Source organism: Arcicella sp. GW822-FHT02H01 (genome assembly GCF_058802005.1).
Genome location: NZ_JBXANT010000002.1, coordinates 140,664 through 161,188 on the forward strand (window position 1 = coordinate 140,664; position 20,525 = coordinate 161,188).

Sequence of the window (20,525 nt, forward strand, 5' to 3'; positions counted from 1 at the left end):
TTTAAAAATTATTGATTTCGTAAATTAGTTTTCCGTTAAAATTGATACCTGCCTTAGGCACCAAGAAATTATCATAAAGTTCTGCATTCAATAGATTTTGAATATTGAATGATAGGGTAAGATTCTGTTTGCTTAATTTATAAGAACAACCCAAATCAACACGATGCTGGACGGGTACATAGGCATCTGGGGTTGTTGTAGGAGAATTGCTCGCTGCTACTAAAATGTGATTGAATGCTCCGATATAGTTATAAAAAGTATAGAAGCGAATCAGGTTTTTTTGTGATAAGAAATTAGCTTGTTGCCATGATAATTCTACATTACCAAAGGTGGTTGGGTAATTTGGAAAAGCCGTTCCAATTAAATAATTATTGCGTGTATCTAAAACAGCCGTAAAGGTTTTACTAAGGATAGTAAGGTTTGCTTTCAGATTAACGGCTCTTTTATACCAAACAGAAATGTCTCCTTCACCACCTAAGGTTCTAACTTGGTCAGCATTTTCATATCTTCTAAATACTGAACTTCCTAGGTAAATGATATTGTATTGTTGGCGATAGAAACCACTTAATGAGGTACTTAACTGAATATTGTCGCCTATTTTATGATTATTAGAAAGCCCCACATTTAGGTTATCACTACTTTCAGGTAATAAATCAGTGTTTCTAAGAATATCGCCTCCATTTCCTACAAATTGGGTGAAAAGGGGGATTAAATATCCTCTTTCAAAGGAAGCCCTCATGAAAGTGTTTTCATTAAAGTTATACTTTGCACCCATGTTCCAACCCCAAAAATTTCCATTCTTTTTGACCAATGCGAAGGTATTGTTCTCTGCTCCATCCAACATATAATCATATTTTTTGATGGCTCCAGATAACGTAGTTTTTTCTCCGAAAAGCCCTTCATACTGTAAGCCAGCGATATTTTTAGTTAAATACTGCGGTATCGTTAAATAGTCTCTTTCACTACTTTCTTTCAAATAATCAACACCCGTTAACTTCTGGTTAGCGTATAAGTTCGACAATAACAATTTATGCTTGTCATTGATTCGATATTCAATACTCGTTCTGTTGGTTAGCCCCTGCGTATAATTGATAGTATTTCCAAGATAATATTCGCCTGCTTGGTTTTTACCAACGATGCTACCGCTCCAACTATATACGTTGGTTGTTGTATCTACAAATTTTAAAGATTGGTCAGTATAATTGCCAAGCGTACGCAACAATATTTTTTCATTCAAGAACGACTTTTCATATTTTAATACAGCAGATAAATTTCTTGCCGTATATTTTGCTTCGCCTATAGCAGTATTCGTAATTCTTGCACCATTCTGTAATTCTTTGTCTCCGCCCGATAAATTTAGTGAAAGTCTGAATTCATCAGCCCAAGGTTTGCTATGAGTACCCACTGTAATGCTACCATACAAAAAGCGATAAGTATCGTGAAAACGTTTTACTTGTTCATATTTGTTGGTTTCATACACCAATGCTCTCATTTTGTAATTATTATCTGAATAATTATAGCCGAAAGAAGCATTCAAGAAATAATTCTTTTTATTGGCCAGACCAAGGTTGATGTCCGTCAAGTGGGTATTGAAAGAGGCAATGTTATAAGAAGCTTTGAAGGTATTGTAAGCCTTTTGTTCAGTGATAATATTAATACCACCACCAAGGGCATCTGAACCAACGTCAACAGGCAAAACACCCTTATAAACATCTACACGCTTGATATTTCCTAAGGGTAGGTTTGAAATATCAAATGAAGGATACATAAACTCCATTGGAATGCCGTCGATATATACCCTAATAGCATTCCCTCTCAAGCCGTTAATTGAAATATCAGAAGCTTCGCCTAGTGAACTTGACCTACGAATACGCACGCCCGAAATTTTGTCAAGTACGTCTGTTAACAATACAGTTTGATTAACAACATCTTTAATTTCAATGCTTTTAATACTAAGCGGTTTTGTTTCTTGCACTTTAGCTTGCGCAGCTGCTTTGACAGTGACTTCGTCTAATTCTTTAGATGATGCTTCTAATTGAATATTAACCGTTTTAGAAGAAGTGCTTACTGTGAACTTATGTTCTAAGGTCTGAAAACCCACAGCACTAAAAACTAAGATATGCTCACCATGTGGAATCTTGGTTAGTTTGTAATACCCATCAGCATTGGTAATAATTGCATTTTTCGTATTCTTCAACGATACTGTAACAAAGGGTAATGCCTGCCCTTGAGCATCTTTTACTACGCCATCAACCGCGCTCTGTTGAGCAAATAGCTGAAAGCTCATTAACATAAAAAGGAAAATTAGTCTCATTTTTTGGATTAGGATTATTGTGCAACAAAATTAGACTTTAATTTGGAAATAGTCTAAATAAAAATAATATTTGCAAAAAAATATTTTATGATTGCTATATACTTTAACTTAATCGGAATTTTATTGTACTATTCAAAGGGAAAATACTTTCCAAAAGATCTCTTAACAATTCCGTTTTCTTATGAAAAGCCAATAGGCTTGTTTCTTTTCATTGTTTCCTTGGGTGTTTTTATATATCAATGGGGTGGAACAATTGGTTGTTTGATGTACCTCACAAGCCTTATTTTATCTGCTAGTGTTGTGCAGTTATTTGCAGTGTTGGGGAAAAAATGGTTTTATAGTTTTCTGATTTTAATACATGTAACCCTTATTATAAACCTATTTACACATGCCAGCTAAAAAAGAATATTTATCTACTTCAGGACAAAGATTTTTGAAGGTATCGGCAGGAATCTTAGGTGGTTTATTACTATCTGTTGCTATCCATTTATTATTAGGAATACTCTTTCAAAACAAGGTGGCAGTAATGCTTACGGGTACTTTTACTGCATTTTTATTATGGGCTGCTTTGCTTTCAATTGCTTTTTTAGCTAAAAGTGGTTGGAAAATATGGGGTATCTATCTGGCAGGCATTCTAATTTGTTCATCAATCATTTACCTAATTCGCTAAAGCATACAATGAAGTTAAAAGGATTATCAAATAGAGCATTTAATATATTTTTCCATACACATACTGTTGCTGGTATCGTGATTAGCTTTGCCTTGTATATTATTTTCTTTGCTGGTGCATTTACCATTTTTAGAGGGGAGTTTTATCAGTGGGAAAACCCTAATGCAAGGATTCAATTGACCGAAAATAGTCTTGAATATGACCAAATAATACAAAAAGTAAAGCAGCAATACCCTGAGGTAGATACTGAAAAAGACATTATTATCAAACCTGGCACAGCCAAAGAACCTTTAACGACAGTCTGGGTTTCAATGAAAGAGAAGGTCGAAAAAAATATAAACTCAAAGAAGGAAGTTAAAAAGACAGGAGCCGAATTCTTAGAATTAGGATATCACCCAGTGAACAAAACCTTACAAGTTTATGAAGGGAAAAATCACGAAAGCTCTCCAACAACCATCGGTGAGACATTGTTTCGCTTGCATTATTTCAGTCAAATTCCCATCATTGGAATGTACCTAGCTGGTTTCGTTGCTTTTTTCTTTCTATTTGCCAGTATCACTGGAGTATTAATCCACTGGCGAAATATCATTACAAAGTTTTATGGATTTTCTATCAAAGGCGCTTGGAAACAAATTTGGACAAATGCACACACAGTTTTCGGACTCATCGGATTACCCTTCCAAATGATGTACGCCGTTACTGGAGCATTTTATTGTTTGTCTATTTTGTTATTAGCACCTGCTACGATTGTGTTTTTTAATGGGGACCAAAAAGCGGCATTTGCAGCATTCAGACCTGATAGAGTAATTGAAGTGAATGAGAAATCACCCATCAATACAAACCTAAAGAGTGTTAATAGTGTGGTGAATAAGTTCTATAAGACTATTCCTGACATTGAAGTAACTAGAGTAACAGTAAAGCATTTAGGCCGAGAAGATGCTATTTTAACAGCTTATGTACAAGACGAAACTATTTTTAATGGCTATGGAGTATTGGGCGTTACATTGAAAGATGGCAAAAGAGTGATGGAAGTATTGCCAAGAGAAAAAACCTATACACAAGCTGTTTTAGGAGCGATAGGGGCAATACACTTTGCAGAATTCGGAGGAATTGCCCTGAAAGTCATGTTTTTTATACTAGCACTCATTACTTGTTTTATCATTATTAGTGGCGTATTAATCTGGAAAGAAGCTAGGAACAAGAAAGAATATACCGACAAACAAAAAAGATTTCATCACCGCATTACAATGGGGTATTTAGCTATTTGCTTTGGATTGTTTCCAGCCACAGCTATTTTATTTATCTCTGAAAGAGTAATACCAATGGCGTTAAATAACCATAGTTCATTAGTGAATACTGTTTTCTTTGTATCATGGTTGATACTGATGATTGTGGGCATATTTAGCAAAAATGAATCGGTTTTAACAAAGCGATATTTATACATTAATGGATTTTTGTCATTGATTGTCCCTATTGCTAATGGGGTTACGACAGGAGACTGGCTTTGGAAGTCACTCGCTAATCAACAATTTTATGTAGCCGCTGTAGATATTTTTTGGTTACTGATTGCCTCAATAAGTTTCTTTCTTGCAACGAGTATTTATGGGAAATCGGCTAAAGTAGAAAAGACTAGAAAGGGCAGTACTGTATTAGAAAAGCCTATTCTTAGCTAAAATCTAACAAGGAATTACATTATTCGGTTGTTCTTTTTGTATTCACTAGGAGTTTGTTGGATAACTTGTTTGAATATCCTAGAAAAATAAGAAAGACTATCAAAACCTGTTTTGATAGCAATATCATTCATTGAGAGCTCAGTTGTAATCATCAGCAACTGAGCTCTTTCTATTCGCTTATATTGAATATAGCTCAAAGGTCTTTCTCCTGTATTTTCATTGAAAATCCTTGAAAAATAATCGGGACTTAAATTAGCTCTATCTGCTAAATGTTCTACCGTTAAATTAGTATTAAGATGTGTTTGTATGTAATTGATAGCCTCTAATATTTTAGAGGGAATTACATTTTTCTCTTCAATATCGAAATATTCTTTGGTCATAAACCGAGAAAGTAACTGCATAATAATTCCCTGTGTTTCCATCAATGCCGAGGCATCTAAGGCTTCGTTCATTTGTTTGAAGGATTGTAGAATAGGATGTTTTTCATAATCTTTAGGGTCGTTTGATTGCGTCAATCCTCGTCCTTTATTCAATGCTAATATTCTTTTGAAATGCTCAACATCTATCGTTTGAGCAGGTACTTTGATGATTTTTTGATGGTTTGAAAATAGGGCATTCCCGTCGATGGATTCTTCGATAAATTGTATATAATATTGGCTCAGAAAACGTTCACATTGATAATTGCAAACCGTAAAACTTGGAATTAAGTACAAATAATTAGGTTCTAATACTTGGGACTCATGCGCATTAAAAAGTATGCCTTCTCCCTCGTCTATCAAATACATTCTGTAAAATGGACTAATTACATGTTTGAAATTCCAAGTTTTGTTCAATTGTACATAATCTGCATTCAGTAACGAAAATGTGTTTTTCAATGATTTCCTAAGCATATTTAGTATTTTAAGAGAATGATAATAGCCATAAAGCTATTAATAAAAGTCGGCTTTGTGAAAATATTGGTCAGTTTTGTATAATATTAATAATATATTGTATTATACATTTGTAAGATTGTTTGCCCAATTTTATGATAATGACACGGATATTTATATTGTTGATTTTTTTAGCGAGTTTAGCGCTGTTTTCATGTTCGCCAACATTACCTGAAGAGGTTGAGGTAGCGATGCGTGAAGTCCCAGCAGCATTAGATTATAACATTCATGTAAAACCGATTCTTTCAGATAAATGCTTTGCTTGTCATGGACCAGACAAAGCCAAACAAAAAGCAGGCTTACGGTTAGATTTAGCCGAATTTGCCTATGCCGATTTGCCAGAAAACCCCAATAAAGTAGCGATTAATCCAGGGAATTTAGCAAAAAGCGAATTCTTTCATAGAATTATTTCTGATGATCCCAATTATGTAATGCCCACACCTTCATCGCATTTAAGTTTGACAGCCAAAGAAAAGGCTGTATTGATTAAATGGATTAAAGAGGGAGCTGAATATAAACCTCATTGGGCTTTTGTAAAACCAACCATACCTGATGTGCCAGCAGTAGAAAAGGAGGAATTGGTGAAAAATCCGATTGATAATTTTATCCAAGAAAAGTTGGCAGAAGAACAACTAAGCCCTTCAAAAGAAGCTTCCAGAGAAATTTTACTGCGTCGTTTGTCTCTCGACTTAACGGGTTTGCCACCATCAGTACAAGAGATGGATGCTTTCATGAAAGATAATTCCCCGAATGCTTATGAAAAACAAGTAAACCGCTTGTTGAATTCACCACATTATGGTGAGAAAATGGCTGTTGATTGGTTAGACTTAGCTCGTTTTGCTGACTCGCACGGCTATACGGTAGATAGATTGAGAGATATGTCGCCTTATCGGGATTTTGTGATTAATGCATTTAATAAGAATCTGTCTTACGACAAATTTGTGCATTGGCAATTGGCAGGCGATTTGATGCCTAAACCAACCAAAGAAATGATGATTGCTACTGCCTTTAATCGTAATCATCAACAAAATATGGAAGGCGGTATTGTTGAAGAAGAATTTCAAACTGAATATGTAATTGATAGGACGAATACTTTTGGAGATGCTTTTTTAGGACTTTCGGTGGGGTGTGCCAAATGCCATGACCATAAGTATGACCCTATTTCGCAGAAAAACTATTATCAGTTGTTTAGCTTTTTTAATAATGTAAAAGAAGCTGGACAAATTTCGTGGGATGATGCCCTACCCACCCCAACCATTATGTTGCCAACGAAGCGACAGGAACAGATACTGCATTATATCAATACTAAAATTGCTCAGCAAGAAAAAACCATTGACAAGCAAAGTAAGGAGGCTGACGGTAGTTTTCAAAAATGGATAGCCGATAAGAGCTATCAAACATTAGCCAAAGAAAATATTCCCAAAATAGGCTTGCAAGCACTTTACACTTTTGAAGACGGCACATTGAAAAATACTGTTAACCCAAAACAAGTAGCTGTAATGAAAAGGGAGTCGGGGCAGACGGGAGATAAGCCTGTTTTGGAAAACACACCAAAAGGAAAAATGATGCTAATGAATGGGGATGTTTTTCTGGATTTGATCGAAGTAGGTGTTTTTCGTAAATCACAAGCTTTTACAGTCGGCATTTGGGTCAATATTCCAAAGGAATTGAAAGAAGGAGTAATTCTACACAAAAGTCAAGCGGAACGTTTGTATAATTTCAGAGGGTATCATTTGTATCTGAAAGACAACAGATTAGAGCTAAATATGGCTCATACGGCACCATCCGATGCTATCACTAAATTTAGCAAACAACCTGTTCTTCGTAATCAATGGATTCAGTTGACGATTACCTATGATGGGTCATCAAAAGCCAATGGTTTTAGGCTATACCAAAATGGGCAAGAAATGAGTATGGAGACTAAAACAGACCAATTGAAAAAAGATATTCTGTTTCGCACTGCCATACAACCTGGTTTGCAAATTGGGGGTTGGTGGCGTGGATTAGGATTTAAAAATGGAAAGGTAGATGATATTTCTGTGTATAATCGCGTACTAAGTCCTTATGAAATAAGTGTGCTTGCTCAAAAAGCTAGCTGGACTAATATTGCTATTAAAAATAACAATCAGCTCTCAGCTCCAGAAATATCATCTTTAAAAGCATATTATTTATCGGCTGTTTATCCAGCATTACAACATTCAAAAAAAGTACTTGAACAGTTGCGAACTACGTTGGCGGATTCTACGGAAGGCATTGATGAATTAATGGTAATGCAAGAAATGCCTAAACCTAAAAAAGCCCATATTTTACTACGAGGGAATTATGATGCTTTTGGCGAAGAGGTTTTCCCAAATACCCCCGAATCGGTATTGCCTTACCCTGATGATTTACCTAAAAATCGCTATGGCTTGGCGCAGTGGCTTACGCATGAAGATCACCCCCTGACTGCAAGAGTGGCAGTAAATCGTTTTTGGCAAAATTTCTTTGGTGTAGGTTTAGTGAAAACAACCGAAGATTTTGGTAATCAGGGTGAAATGCCAAGTCACCCAAAACTTTTAGATTGGCTAGCCATTACTTTCAGAGAGTCGGGGTGGGATGTTAAGAAACTCAATAAGCTGATTGTAATGTCAGCAACGTATAGACAGGATTCTCGTGTTAACAAAGCAACACGAGAAAAAGACCCAGAGAATCGGTTGTTAGCACATGGTCCTGTTAATAGAATGACTGCCGAAATGATTCGTGACAATGCGCTGATGGCTAGTGGTTTGCTGAATCCAATTATTGGCGGAAAGAGTGTGAAACCTTATCAACCAGAAGGGCTTTGGGAAATTAACAACACCACTTATAAAGCGGATTCTGGTAAATCTGTTTATCGCAGGAGCTTGTATGTGGTTGTAAAAAGAGCAGTTCCGAATCCAACTTTGGCTACTTTTGATGCCACTTCACGAAGTTCATGTGTGGTAAGAAGGCAAAAAACCAATACACCATTGCAAGCGTTAGTTACTCTCAACGACCCAACTTTTGTGGAAGCAAGCAAAGTAATGGGTGAGCAAATGGCTAGAATAGGAGATGTAAATAAGGGAATCGTTTACATTTATCGAAAACTGACAGGAAGAACCCCACAACCCCAAGAGGTAGCTTTATTAGCGCAGTTGCAACGAGTGTCGCGAGCTAAATTCCAACAGTATCCTCAAAAAGCAAAAGGAATATTGAAAGCGGGACAGTATGTAGTGGATAAGAAATTAGATACTTCGATGATTGCCGCTAATACTGTGGTGGCCAATACGATTTTAAATTCAGATGCTACTTTAACTAAAAGATAGAAAATGGCACATCATCACGACGAAGAATTTAGGCTTCATACGCCCGAATTCAATCATTTACATGATAAATTAGACAGAAGAAGTTTTTTGACTAAAACATCTTTGGGGCTAGGTTCGCTGGCAGTAGGCTCTTTGTTGACTGGCGTAAGTGGTTTTTTTGATTCTCCTAAGAAGAGCCTCAAAGAAAATACTAGCTCCAATTTGGAAGAAGAAATTCTAAAGGCTTTACCACATATTGCTCCTAAAGCCAAGAGGGTAGTGTATTTGTTCATGAGTGGTGGGCCTTCGCAATTTGAAACCTTTGATTATAAACCCAAACTGATTAGTTTGGCAGGACAAAATTTGCCAGACTCCGTTAGAAAAGGACAGCGTCTGACAGGTATGAGTGCCAACCAAAGTGCTTTACCAATGGTGCCGTCTGCCTTTAAATTTAATCAGCATGGACAAAATCAAACTTGGGTGAGCGAACTATTACCACATACTGCCGCCGTGGTGGATGAGTTATGTATTATAAAATCTATTCATTCAGAAGCCATCAACCATGACCCTGCCATTACTTTTTTTCAGACAGGCAATCAACTTCCTGGGAGACCATCAATAGGCTCTTGGGTAAGTTATGGACTTGGTTCTGATAATCAGAATTTACCAATATTTATTGTATTAGTGTCTAAAAATGGACAAAAAGACCAGCCACTTTATGCTCGTCTGTGGGGAAATGGTTTTTTGCCATCCAAACATCAGGGAGTACAATTTAGGTCGGGTAAAGACCCTGTTTTATTTCTAAATGACCCCGAAGGTTATGATGGAAAAGACAGAAAAGAGATGTTGGATTATCTATCCAAACTCAATAAGTTACAAAATGATAACTATGCCGACCCAGAAGTTGAAGCGAGAATTGCACAATACGAAATGGCATATCGTATGCAAACCTCTGTGCCAGAAGTAATGAGTACTGCTGATGAACCCGATGAAGTATTTGATTTATATGGTGCTGATAGCCGAGATGCAGGAACGTATGCAGCCAATTGTCTTTTGGCAAGAAAACTATTGGAAAAGGATGTAAAGTTTGTACAATTATATCACCAAGGATGGGATCAACACGGTAGTCTTCCACAAGGAATAGCACAGCAATGTAAAAGCACTGACCAAGCGACAGCGGGCTTAATTAAAGACTTGAAAAGACGAGGAATGTTAGAAGATACCCTCGTTATTTGGGGCGGTGAATTTGGTAGAACAGTGTATTCTCAAGGGAAACTAAGTGCCAATGATTATGGCAGAGACCACCATCCAAGGTGTTTTACCATGTGGATGGCAGGTGCAGGCGTAAAAGCAGGATTGAGCTATGGAGAAACAGATGATTTTAGTTATAATATCATAAAAGACCCTGTGCATGTACATGATTTTCAAGCTACATTAATGCATTTGATGGGTGTTGACCATGAGCGGCTGACGTATAAGTTTCAAGGAAGAAGATTTCGCTTAACAGATGTTCATGGGAAAGTTGTAAAAGATATATTAGCTTAATTTGAATAATACAGTACCTAAAATACGATGACAACTAGAAGACATTTCCTTAAAAATACAGCTTTAGTCTCAGCAACAGCGCTATCAAACTCAAGTTTTGGTTTTTCTATCCTTCATAATGACAAAAAAGCCGAAGAATTAATCATTGGTCATGGAGATTACCAATATAAAGTGGATAAAAGTTGGGCGAAAATTAGTGCCAACTCCAATCCGCTTTTCAATTGCCATGAAATGGTGCAAGACAGCAAAGGGCGATTGATTATGTTGGGCGATGATATTAGAAATAATATCTTGATTTTTGATAAATCGGGCAAGCTCCTTGATTTTTGGGGAACGGCTTTTCCTGGGGGACATGGTTTGACGTTAACCAAAGAAGGTGGAGAAGATTTTTTATTGATTGTAGACTGTGGGTGGTATCAAGACAAAACTGGTAAGTGGAATCCTCAGGCAGGGCAAGTGCTGAAAACAGATTTAAATGGTCGGCTAATTTTTACGATTGGTCACCCGCGCACGATAGGTATTTATAAAGATAATGAACCTTTTATGCCTACTGAAACGGCTGTTGCACCTAACGGTGATATTTATGTAGCCGATGGTTATGGTTCTGACTATATCATTCAATACAACAGCAAAGGGCAATACATCCGTCATTTTGGCGGACAGCATAATGCTAATAAAGAACATAATTTGTATAATGCGCATGGTGTTGCCATTGATTTACGAGATAAAAATAAACCAGTGTTGATTTGTACTTCCAGAGAAGAAAATGCTTTTAAATTCTTTACGTTAGATGGTAAGTTTATTAAAAGAGTTGATTTGCCCGGTATGTACGTTTGTCGCCCCGTACTTGATGCAGAAAATATTTATGCAGGTGTATGTTGGTCGAAAGACGCTAATGGGCAAAAATTAGGAGGAGATTCTGGGTTTGTGACAATTCTGGATAAGAACAATAAAGTGGTAGCTAGCCCAGGAGGGACAGCCCCAATATATAAAAATGGTATCTTGCAACCTACGCTTCAACAAGCCAACGCTATTTTTCAGCATGGGCATGATGTGTGTGTGGACGAAGATAAGAATCTTTATATCTGTCAATGGAATGCCAATCATACGCCACCCGTAAAATTGACTCGCGTATAAAATAAAAATTGGAATGTATTATATCATAAAAAGTATCCTTTTTCTGGTTTTGATAGGTTTGTCATTTGGCAGTAAAGCACAAAACAAACAGCTAAAAGCCTACAACGTAGTTTGGAATAGCCAGAGTAAAAACTCCTCTGAATCAATGCCTTGTGGCGGTGGAGACATCGGGCTAAATGTTTGGGTGGAAAATGGAGATGTATTGGTGTATCTTTCCAGAAGTGGGACTTTTGATGAAAATAATGCATTCTTAAAACTAGGTCGAGTTCGTTTAGAATTATCATCTAACCCCTTTAACTCCTCTGAGTTTAAACAAGAATTACATTTAGAAGAAGGCTATGTCAGCATCAGTGCAGGCAAAACATTGTTGAAAATATGGGTAGATGTTTTTCGCCCAGTAATACACTTTGATTTAAAGAGCGAAAAAGCCATTAAAATAAAAGCCTCTTTTGAATCGTGGCGAAATGAAGAACATGTTATTACAGAAGCCAAAGAATTAAGAGCTAACTCTTATAAAAGCAAGCAAAAATTTGATGTCACCACCTTTAAAGATAATATTGATTTTCAAGGTAATAATATACTTTTCTACCACAGAAATAGGAGTGATATAGAAAACGTCTTCGATTATACTGTGAAGATGGAAGGAATGAACATGGTAAAAGACCAACTGTTTGACCCTATTAAAAATAATACTTTTGGGGGAATAATAACAGGAAAAAACCTGAAAGCTTCAAATACTTCCATAGGAAAATATGCAGATACAGAATTTAAGGCTTGGTCGCTCGAAAGTATCAAAGGTACTCGTTCACAGCAGATAGATATTGCCTTGCATGTTGCCCAGACCAATACCTTAGAGGAATGGCAAAAAGGTTTAGATGATATTTTGAATGATGCCACAATTAATAGCAAAACAGCTTTACCAAAAACGAATGCTTGGTGGAAGGATTTTTGGAACAGGAGCTACATTTATATCGAAGGTAACGACAGCACAATTTCTCGCAATTATCAACTTTTCCGATATCAATTAGCTTGTAATGCATATGGGAAATGGCCTACTAAATTCAATGGTGGGCTATTTACTTTTGACCCTACTCATGTCGATAAAACCTATCCTTTTTCTGCTGACTTTAGGCTTTGGGGTGGCGGAACGATGACGGCACAAAATCAACGATTGGTTTATTTTCCGATGATAAAAAGTGGAGATTTTGATATGATGAAACCCCAATTTGATTTTTACTTACATTCGCTCAAAAATGCAGAATTGCGCAGTAAAGTCTATTGGAATCATGCGGGAGCTTGTTTTACAGAACAAGTTGAGAACTTTGGGTTACCTAATATTTTTGAATATGGACTAAAGCGTCCCGAAGGATATGACGCAGGTATGGAATACAATGCTTGGCTTGAATATGAATGGGAAACAGTGTTGGAATTCTGCTTAATGATGCTAGAAACACAGCGATATGAAGGAAGAGATATTTCGGAATATGTGCCTTTTATAGAAAGTTGCCTGACATTTTATGATGAACATTATCAACTGTTAGCGAAAAAACGAGGTGTAAAAGCATTCGATGAGCAAGGTCAGTATATTTTTTATCCAAGTTCTGCTGCCGAAACCTTTAAGATGACCTACAATTCAACAACAGTGATTTCGGCATTGAAAGTGATTTTAACAAGAGTCGTTGAGTTACCTGAAAAATATTTAGATAGTACCAGAAAAGAAAAGTGGACAGGAATGTTAAAACGCATTCCACCTATTCCATTGCAGGAAATGGCAAGACATAAAACCCTTGCTCCTGCACAAACTTGGGCTAGGGTACAAAATTCAGAAGCCCCACAACTATATCCTGTGTTCCCTTGGGGGATTTATGGCGTTGGCAAACCTAATTTAGATGTAGCTGTCAATACTTATCAGTTAGACCCACATGTGAAAAAATATAGAAGCCATATAGGTTGGCGTCAGTATAGCATTTTTGCGGCACGTCTCGGACTAAAAGAAGAAGCTCAGGAACTTACTAGAGAAAAATTCAAAGACTCAAATCATCGTTTCCCGACTTTCTGGGGGCCTGCTTTCGACTGGACACCCGACCATAATTGGGGCGGTTCGGCAATGATTGGGTTGCAAGAAATGTTGATGCAAGTAGATGGTAAAAAAATATACCTATTACCCGCTTGGCCAAAGGACTGGAATGCTCAATTCAAATTACATGCACCTTATAATACTACGATTGAAGGTATTGTAAAAAATGGAAAGCTTGAGAAGCTGATAGTAATTCCTGAGGTTAGGAAAGGTGATTTGGTGCTTATAGAGTAAAAAGAAATAAGGTTTCATAATTTAAACCTCTACAAAACCCAGTCTCAAATTCATCTAAATAAATAAACTCGGGAGAATTTACACCTCTTGTCGATTGATAGCTTCGACGATAGTATGCCCCTGATTGCGAATGTAAATTTCCTTTTGCAAATCTTCAGATGTCAAATCATTTAAAGCCTTAAACAAACATACCGATCCTTCATTACATTTATCTAAAAGTTCTGCACATGTTTTCAGAGTATTTGAATGCCCAATTACAATGCTTACTTTTTTGTATTAATAAAAATATCTATTTAAGGTATGGACAATCATGTGCCTGAAAATTAAAATTAATAATTAATTATTGTAAAACAATAATTAATTATTAATTTTGCACTATAAATTAAACTTCTAACAATGAATAATGTAAAAATTGTTTCTAAAATCTTATTCTGGTTTACCAGACTTATTGCCATTGGCTATTTTGCTATGACTAGTCATGCTGCCATAGCTTTACTCAGTGGATGGTCATTGAAAATAAGGGAGGGAGGTAAATATTTTCAGGTAACCTTCCCCTTTAGTCAAACCCCATTTTTAAATGGCGTTAACAATTTACCTTATATCATTTTTGAATTCTTAATGCCCTTAAGTCTATATGGACTTTTCTTTTTATGGTTGAGCAACGTCTTTAAAGTGTTTTTTCAACCTAAATTATTTACCGAAAATGGTATTATGCATTTAAAAAGATTTTATTTAGGCAACCTTTTCGTACCGGGAATCATGGTATTAGTTGTAAGTATGATTGATGACCCTGAAAATGATGCTATCGTAGTAACAGTATTACATGCCATAATAGGGGTGTTTGCTTATTTTTTAGCTGCTATTTTTAAACAAGGGTTGAACCTACAGAACGAACAAGATTTAATTATATAAACATGCCAATTATTGTAAATGTGGATGTGATGCTTGCTAAACGCAAGATGCAAAGCAAAGAATTGGCTGAAAAATTAGAAATAACACCAGCCAATTTGTCTATTCTAAAAACTGGAAAGGCCAAAGGTATCCGTTTTGATACGCTTGAGGCCATTTGCAGAATATTAAACTGCCAACCAGGTGATGTATTAGAATATGTAGCCGAATAAGCTAAGATAAATCCTCAACATACAGAATCAAAAAAAAGCACTCGAAAGAGAGCATGGAAATATATTGTCTAAACTTTAAGTATACGAACATGAACCATCTAAAAATTACAAATCTTAATAAAACATATGGCAATGGTACTAAAGCCATCAATAATATCAGTCTTGAATTAAAAAATGGAATGTTTGGTTTACTTGGGCCAAACGGTGCAGGTAAATCGTCATTGATGAAAACCATTGCAGGTTTACAAAATCCTGATAGTGGCACTATATTGTTTAATGAGGTAGATATACTTAATGACCCCACATTTATAAAAAAGCAGTTGGGCTTTTTACCGCAAGATTTTGGCGTATACCCTAAAATTTCAGCCTATGATTTACTGACTCATTTGGCTGTTTTAAAGGGACTTACTGATACTAAACAACGTGAAGAACAGGTATTAACCTTATTAAATAAAGTAAATCTATATTCATATAGAAAGAAAGATGTCCATACTTTTTCGGGAGGTATGCGACAGCGATTTGGCATAGCCCAAGCTTTATTGGGGAATCCACAAATTGTAATTGTTGATGAACCCACTGCGGCTCTTGACCCTGAAGAACGCAATCGTTTTAATAGTTTACTAAGTGAAATAGGCGAAAATATTATCGTTATTCTTTCTACACATTTGGTCGAAGATGTAAAAACATTATGTACAGAAATGGCTGTAATAGACAAGGGCTCTGTTTTAGCTTATGGCAAACCTATTGATTTTATGAATGAACTGAATGGTAAATTATGGCGAAAAGCCATTAGTAAAAATGATACTCCCGAATATGAAAAGAACTATCAGTTGATTTCAACACAATTTAATATGGGCAAATTGAATATCCATATTCAATCAGAAGCTAATCCCCTGAATGATTTTGAAGCAATAGTGCCAAGTTTGGAAGATGCCTACTTTTCGATTTTAAACCGCCACCAATAATCCCATGAAAGTTTTATTACAATTTGAATGGAACCATTTTTTTAGAAAAACATGGTTCTACGGTGTCTTGTTACTTACTGTTTTGTTTGGGGTATTTTCTGGAGCCAATTTTTCAATATCGATTAGTCCAGAGATATTCAAAAATTCATCTTATACAGTAGCTTATATGACAGGAATAATGAGTTTATTGTGTATATTTTTTTCGACCATACTTACTACCCAAATACTGTTTAAAGAAACCGATGCCAATTTTACGCTAATACTCTATGCCACTCCTATACGAAAGCGTGATTTCTTATTAAGTAGGTTTATTGCTGTTTTTTCAATGAATTTTTTCTGTTTTGCGTTGTTTGTATTAGGCTTTGCTGTTGGGCAAACCATGCCTAGTGATAGAGGACAATACACTGATCTTAGGTTAATGTTTTATTTGAATCCTCTGCTCGTATTTGGTTTGGTAAATAGCTTTTTTTGTTCAGCCATGCTTTGTAGTATCGCTTGGTTGAGTAAAAATAAATTAATGGTATATGTATCAGGTCTGTTGCTGTATATCTTATATATGGTGATGCTGATATTTTCGGGGTCGCCCTTGATGGCTAAAGGGATGCCACAGTCGCCAGAAACCATTTTGCTTTCAGCAAGGTTAGATCCATTCGGACTTTCGGCGTATTTTATGCAGACGAGTACATGGTCAGTTGTTCAACGAAATACAGCTTTAATTCCACTTTCTGGTACATTATTGTTCAATCGACTTGGCGTAATAGTTATCTCTTTACTTTCACTTATAGTCACTTTCAAAGCGTTTACATTTTCAATGAATGATAATGTTAAGCGAAAAGTATTATTACATAATCAAGAAGAAAAAACTTCTTTTTTGAATGCCACCCTTAAACATATACAGCCATCACAAAGCTGGTTGAGGCATTGGTTAACCTTGATGTCATTTACAAAACTTGATTTAAAATATATCAGTAGAGGTATCCCCTTTGTATTAACGTGTGTTGCTTTGTTATTTGCTTTGGGGATGGAAATATATGGTTCTATCGAAAAGGGTATCCGATTACCTCAGAAATATGCTACATCTGGTTTAATGGCAAAAACCATTATCGATAATTTTCACGGTTTGTGTTTAATCGTTCTGTTGTACTATGCCAACGAAATTGTTTGGCGCAGTAGGAATAGTAACTTTCAATTGATTGAAAATGCTACACCAGCCAGCAATACTGCTTTGTTTTTCTCAAAATGGGTTACACTCAGTCTCATTATCGTTTTTTTTACAACGTTAATGATTATGTTGGGCATTGTTTTTCAAATATCATATAACTATCCATCTATCGACTGGCAGGCTTATGCAGGAGTATATCTTTTTAACAGCTTACCCTTAATTGTCAGTGCTGGTATAATACTGATTATTCAGAAGTTAATTAGCTACAAATATGTTGGTTTAGTCATATCATCTGTCATTGTATTTTTTTCAGCAACCTCATTGAGCAGTAAACTTCTAAAACATCCATTGTTGAAGTTTCAGACGCCTTATAATGGTTTGTATAGCGATATGAATGGGTTTGGTACTTATCTTACTGTGTATTGTTGGAAACACCTTTTCGGATTATCCATAGTCCTTATTTTTGCAATATTAATAACACAACTGAAAGGGTTTAAACTAAAAGTCGTGCCATCACTCTGTTTGCTCATATTGATGGGAACGGCCTATTTGTTAGCAGATAAAATAATAAAAGACTATCAACCTAAAGATGAAGAAGCTAATATATTAGCGCAAATCGACTACGAGAAAAAGTATCGTGTCTTTCATAAACAAGCACAGCCAACAATCACGGAAGTTAAAACAACGGTTGATTTATTCCCAGAAAAAAATAGCTATCAAGTTGCTTGTTTGTACACCCTACAAAATAAAACTTCGCAACCTATTAAAAGGATTCTGGTGAATTTTGCTGAAGGTATAACCATTCAAGAAACGAATTTAATCAAAGGCAATCGAGTATTTAAGATTACTAATCAATACACAGTTGTTGAATTGAATACAGCATTATTGCCAAAAGAGAAGGCACAATTGAAAGCGAAATTTTCATATCATTGGTCGGCAGTGAATGGGCACCAATCGTTTAATGTTATCCAAGCCAATGGCTCGTTTATGCGCATTAGTCGATATTTCCCAACGCTAGGTTATATTACTGACAAGGAAATAGAGCATAAAAAAGACAGAGATAGGTTTAATCTGGGTGAAGCTACTCAATTACGCATAGTTGATGCTCCGAAAGATTCGATGGATGATTTTATAAACTTAGACATGACAATATCTACTAATAAACAACAAACAGCAATTGGCGTGGGAGATTTAGTAAAACATTGGAAAGATAACGACAGGAACTATTTTCGTTATCAGACTTCTCGCCCAGTTCCTTTTCGGTTTGCAGTTTCCTCTGCTGAGTATGCAGTAAAAACATCTTTATACAAGGGACAAAAAATAGAAGTATATTACCATCCTACGCATTACCAAAATGTTGACCACTTGTTAAAGAACGCTCAATTAACGATGGACTATTGTAATACAAATTTTAGCAAGTTGCCTTTTAAGACCATTCGGTTTGCAGAAATGTCAGCTTTTACAAAGGGTTTTGCAGCAACAGCTTATCCAGCTACAATTTATATGACGGAGGATATGATTTTTAATGCCAACATTGGAGCAGATAAAAAACAAGATGTAATTAATGAATTGGCTGGTCATGAATTATCCCACTTGTGGTGGGGTAATAATACCATAGCACCCGATAGTAGAGAAGGTGATGTAATGCTTACTGAAACTTTAGCGATGTATACAGAACTGATGTTGGTGAAACGAATGCATAGAAAAGCTAGGGTGATGGAAAATGTTAATATGCATTTAGGAATGTATTTGAATGAAAGAGGTTTTACAGATGAACAACCTTTATTTAAGATGCAAGCTCAGAATGTTCATTTAAGCTATTCGAAAGGTTTAGTAGTGATGTATCAACTTTCGGAGCTAATTGGGGAAGAAAAAATTAATTTGGCTTTGAGACAACTACTAAAAAAGCACGCTTATCCAAACCTCAAGCCAGTTTCAACAGATTTTATCAAGGAACTATATGCTGTTACTGATAGAAAATTACATGATAAAATTGATGATTTATTTAAAAGAATTACGTTGTATGACTTTAAAATTAAGAATGCATCAGTAAAGAAAAATAGGAAACAATACGAGTTAATAATTGATGCCGATGTACAGCAATACTATGAAGATGGTAAGGGACATCAATCTGCCAAAATTATGAATGACAGTATAGAAATATCCATTCATACTAAAAAAGGGAAAGAGAAAAAGTGGATGTGCCCAGTTATTAACAATAAGATATTGGGCAAAATGCTTTTAGATGAACAGCCTATAGAAATTGAAATTGACCCCGATGTTAAATTTATTAAGAAGGAATCGGTAAAGCAGACATTGGAGATAAAACCTACTGAGTAGGAGTATTGCTGGGTTGCTTACGCTCGTGTTGTTGGAGAACAAACTCCAACAATGGCGGGAACAGTCGTAATACTTAGAACTGCTGTTAGCTATATTTTGTTTACCACTCTTGAATAATAACCCCCAATTGTTTATCCATCAAAGCGAATTCCTTAGCACCCCATGGACGAAGCGTAATTACTTTCAAATTTGGATGAAGGAATTGAGGATGAGACTTAGAGACTCTCTCATAAACTTCCTCAATATTCTTTGTGACTAATCGAAATTCGGGATTATGTTCCTTGGCAAGTGCTGCATCTTGAAAGAGATTTATGCGTAAACCATCTTTTTCTAATACACAAAATGGATTGATGGATTTTATTTCATTGTAACCTACAGTAAAGCCTAAACAGTCTACAAATAATGTCAGTCCATCATTAATGTCAACATAAAAAATATTAGGAACTAATTTTTCAAAATTCATGGAGTGATATTGTTAAAATTTAGAAGTTGTTATTCTTAGCTCCTCGAAGTCTCAGACTTCGTGGTAAATATACAATTCAGTCTCAGACTGAATTGTATTTGTCGTTCCAAGTCAAATAAGACTTGAAACAGCTTGGGAATCCCATATTAACTTCCCGTCAAAGTCAATTTTGTATTTTGTCTTTGCAAAGTCTGTCAGAAGAATTCCATCACTTTCAATTTTAAATTCTTCTTCATTGTCTATTGATACAAAAATATCCGCACCACTGAATTCCCACTTAATATTTCCTTGTTTATCAAGTTTCGTGATTTGAAGTTCGCCATGTATGATATATTCCTCTTGTTGTTTAAATATTTTAAAACAGGTTATTGGGTCAACTTGTGTCTTCCAATTTAAGTTGAGGCTTGTAAGTGTCAAACAAAAGACCGTGTCACTACAACAAATTAATAATTTGTTGTAGTTTATAAGTGATGATTGTTGATGAATACCTGTTGCACCGCTTGAACCTATTATTAAGCAGCTGTTAATTATTTGGTCGTCTTTATAAATCTTAACCCCGTGTTTAGAAGTAGGATGATATTCCTGTTCACCGA

The 20,525-nt window shown here is 35.8% G+C and carries 15 protein-coding genes; 10 read left to right on the forward strand and 5 right to left on the reverse strand.

Translation table 11 applies throughout. The annotated features are described in order from the left end of the window. Position 1: 1 nt before the first annotated feature. Positions 2-2,314 carry a TonB-dependent receptor gene (locus tag AC1RNE_RS20915; RefSeq protein ID WP_492803852.1) on the reverse strand — a complete coding sequence of 771 codons (2,313 nt, stop codon included), beginning with the start codon at positions 2,312-2,314 and terminating at the stop codon, positions 2-4. Between the two features lie 388 nt (positions 2,315-2,702). Between AC1RNE_RS20915 and AC1RNE_RS20920 the strand changes: the two genes are divergently transcribed. Next, complete coding sequence (locus AC1RNE_RS20920; RefSeq protein WP_492803854.1) at positions 2,703-2,984, forward strand: hypothetical protein; 282 nt, start codon at positions 2,703-2,705, stop codon at positions 2,982-2,984. Positions 2,985-2,992: 8 nt separating this feature from the next. Beyond that, positions 2,993-4,657, forward strand: a complete 1,665-nt coding sequence (locus tag AC1RNE_RS20925) for a PepSY-associated TM helix domain-containing protein (protein ID WP_492803855.1) — start codon at positions 2,993-2,995, stop codon at positions 4,655-4,657. A 14-nt stretch (positions 4,658-4,671) separates the two neighbouring features. On the opposite strand, the gene AC1RNE_RS20930 is transcribed toward AC1RNE_RS20925, so the two are convergent. Then, positions 4,672-5,547 (reverse strand): helix-turn-helix domain-containing protein, encoded by an 876-nt coding sequence (locus tag AC1RNE_RS20930; protein WP_492803857.1) that lies wholly within the window; start codon positions 5,545-5,547, stop codon positions 4,672-4,674. 140 nt (positions 5,548-5,687) lie between these two features. On the opposite strand from AC1RNE_RS20930, the gene AC1RNE_RS20935 reads away from it, so the two are divergent. The 4 genes from AC1RNE_RS20935 to AC1RNE_RS20950 are packed head-to-tail and all read left to right on the forward strand — an operon-like array spanning position 5,688 to position 13,881. Continuing rightward, positions 5,688-8,909, forward strand: coding sequence for a DUF1553 domain-containing protein (locus AC1RNE_RS20935; protein ID WP_492803859.1), 3,222 nt, complete (start codon positions 5,688-5,690; stop codon positions 8,907-8,909). A 3-nt stretch (positions 8,910-8,912) separates the two neighbouring features. Continuing rightward, positions 8,913-10,433 carry a DUF1501 domain-containing protein gene (locus tag AC1RNE_RS20940; protein ID WP_492803861.1) on the forward strand — a complete coding sequence of 507 codons (1,521 nt, stop codon included), beginning with the start codon at positions 8,913-8,915 and terminating at the stop codon, positions 10,431-10,433. 27 nt (positions 10,434-10,460) lie between these two features. Continuing rightward, complete coding sequence (locus AC1RNE_RS20945; protein WP_492803862.1) at positions 10,461-11,570, forward strand: NHL repeat-containing protein; 1,110 nt, start codon at positions 10,461-10,463, stop codon at positions 11,568-11,570. 13 nt (positions 11,571-11,583) lie between these two features. After that, the gene (locus tag AC1RNE_RS20950) at positions 11,584-13,881 is read left to right on the forward strand and encodes a DUF5703 domain-containing protein (RefSeq protein WP_492803864.1); all 2,298 of its coding nucleotides are present in this window, start codon (positions 11,584-11,586) and stop codon (positions 13,879-13,881) included. A 78-nt stretch (positions 13,882-13,959) separates the two neighbouring features. Here the strand turns inward: AC1RNE_RS20950 and AC1RNE_RS20955 are convergent, their stop codons facing one another. Further along, on the reverse strand, positions 13,960-14,142 hold the full coding sequence (locus tag AC1RNE_RS20955; RefSeq protein ID WP_492804076.1) for a DUF1572 family protein: 183 nt from the start codon (positions 14,140-14,142) through the stop codon (positions 13,960-13,962). A gap of 135 nt (positions 14,143-14,277) precedes the next feature. Between AC1RNE_RS20955 and AC1RNE_RS20960 the strand changes: the two genes are divergently transcribed. The 4 genes from AC1RNE_RS20960 (at position 14,278) to AC1RNE_RS20975 (ending at position 19,469) form a co-directional block, all read left to right on the forward strand. Continuing rightward, entirely contained in the window at positions 14,278-14,793 is a 516-nt protein-coding gene (locus tag AC1RNE_RS20960; RefSeq protein WP_492803866.1) for a hypothetical protein, read from the forward strand. 2 nt (positions 14,794-14,795) lie between these two features. Beyond that, positions 14,796-15,002, forward strand: coding sequence for a helix-turn-helix domain-containing protein (locus tag AC1RNE_RS20965; protein WP_492803867.1), 207 nt, complete (start codon positions 14,796-14,798; stop codon positions 15,000-15,002). A gap of 89 nt (positions 15,003-15,091) precedes the next feature. Then, positions 15,092-15,967 carry an ABC transporter ATP-binding protein gene (locus AC1RNE_RS20970; RefSeq protein WP_492803869.1) on the forward strand — a complete coding sequence of 292 codons (876 nt, stop codon included), beginning with the start codon at positions 15,092-15,094 and terminating at the stop codon, positions 15,965-15,967. A gap of 4 nt (positions 15,968-15,971) precedes the next feature. Continuing rightward, complete coding sequence (locus AC1RNE_RS20975) at positions 15,972-19,469, forward strand: M1 family aminopeptidase (RefSeq protein ID WP_492803870.1); 3,498 nt, start codon at positions 15,972-15,974, stop codon at positions 19,467-19,469. Positions 19,470-19,569: 100 nt separating this feature from the next. On the opposite strand, the gene AC1RNE_RS20980 is transcribed toward AC1RNE_RS20975, so the two are convergent. Further along, a complete protein-coding gene (locus AC1RNE_RS20980) occupies positions 19,570-19,932 on the reverse strand; it encodes a VOC family protein (protein WP_492803871.1) in 363 nt (120 codons plus the stop codon). 111 nt (positions 19,933-20,043) lie between these two features. Further along, on the reverse strand, positions 20,044-20,349 hold the full coding sequence (locus tag AC1RNE_RS20985) for a hypothetical protein (protein WP_492803873.1): 306 nt from the start codon (positions 20,347-20,349) through the stop codon (positions 20,044-20,046). Between the last annotated feature and the right edge of the window lie 176 nt (positions 20,350-20,525).

Coding starts and splice junctions, on each gene's coding strand:
- AC1RNE_RS20915 (WP_492803852.1), bottom strand. CDS start 2,314: ATGAGACTAATTTTCCTTTTTATGTTAATGAGCTTTCAGCTATTTGCT.
- AC1RNE_RS20920 (WP_492803854.1), top strand. CDS start 2,703: ATGCCAGCTAAAAAAGAATATTTATCTACTTCAGGACAAAGATTTTTG.
- AC1RNE_RS20925 (WP_492803855.1), top strand. CDS start 2,993: ATGAAGTTAAAAGGATTATCAAATAGAGCATTTAATATATTTTTCCAT.
- AC1RNE_RS20930 (WP_492803857.1), bottom strand. CDS start 5,547: ATGCTTAGGAAATCATTGAAAAACACATTTTCGTTACTGAATGCAGAT.
- AC1RNE_RS20935 (WP_492803859.1), top strand. CDS start 5,688: ATGACACGGATATTTATATTGTTGATTTTTTTAGCGAGTTTAGCGCTG.
- AC1RNE_RS20940 (WP_492803861.1), top strand. CDS start 8,913: ATGGCACATCATCACGACGAAGAATTTAGGCTTCATACGCCCGAATTC.
- AC1RNE_RS20945 (WP_492803862.1), top strand. CDS start 10,461: ATGACAACTAGAAGACATTTCCTTAAAAATACAGCTTTAGTCTCAGCA.
- AC1RNE_RS20950 (WP_492803864.1), top strand. CDS start 11,584: ATGTATTATATCATAAAAAGTATCCTTTTTCTGGTTTTGATAGGTTTG.
- AC1RNE_RS20960 (WP_492803866.1), top strand. CDS start 14,278: ATGAATAATGTAAAAATTGTTTCTAAAATCTTATTCTGGTTTACCAGA.
- AC1RNE_RS20965 (WP_492803867.1), top strand. CDS start 14,796: ATGCCAATTATTGTAAATGTGGATGTGATGCTTGCTAAACGCAAGATG.
- AC1RNE_RS20970 (WP_492803869.1), top strand. CDS start 15,092: ATGAACCATCTAAAAATTACAAATCTTAATAAAACATATGGCAATGGT.
- AC1RNE_RS20975 (WP_492803870.1), top strand. CDS start 15,972: ATGAAAGTTTTATTACAATTTGAATGGAACCATTTTTTTAGAAAAACA.
- AC1RNE_RS20980 (WP_492803871.1), bottom strand. CDS start 19,932: ATGAATTTTGAAAAATTAGTTCCTAATATTTTTTATGTTGACATTAAT.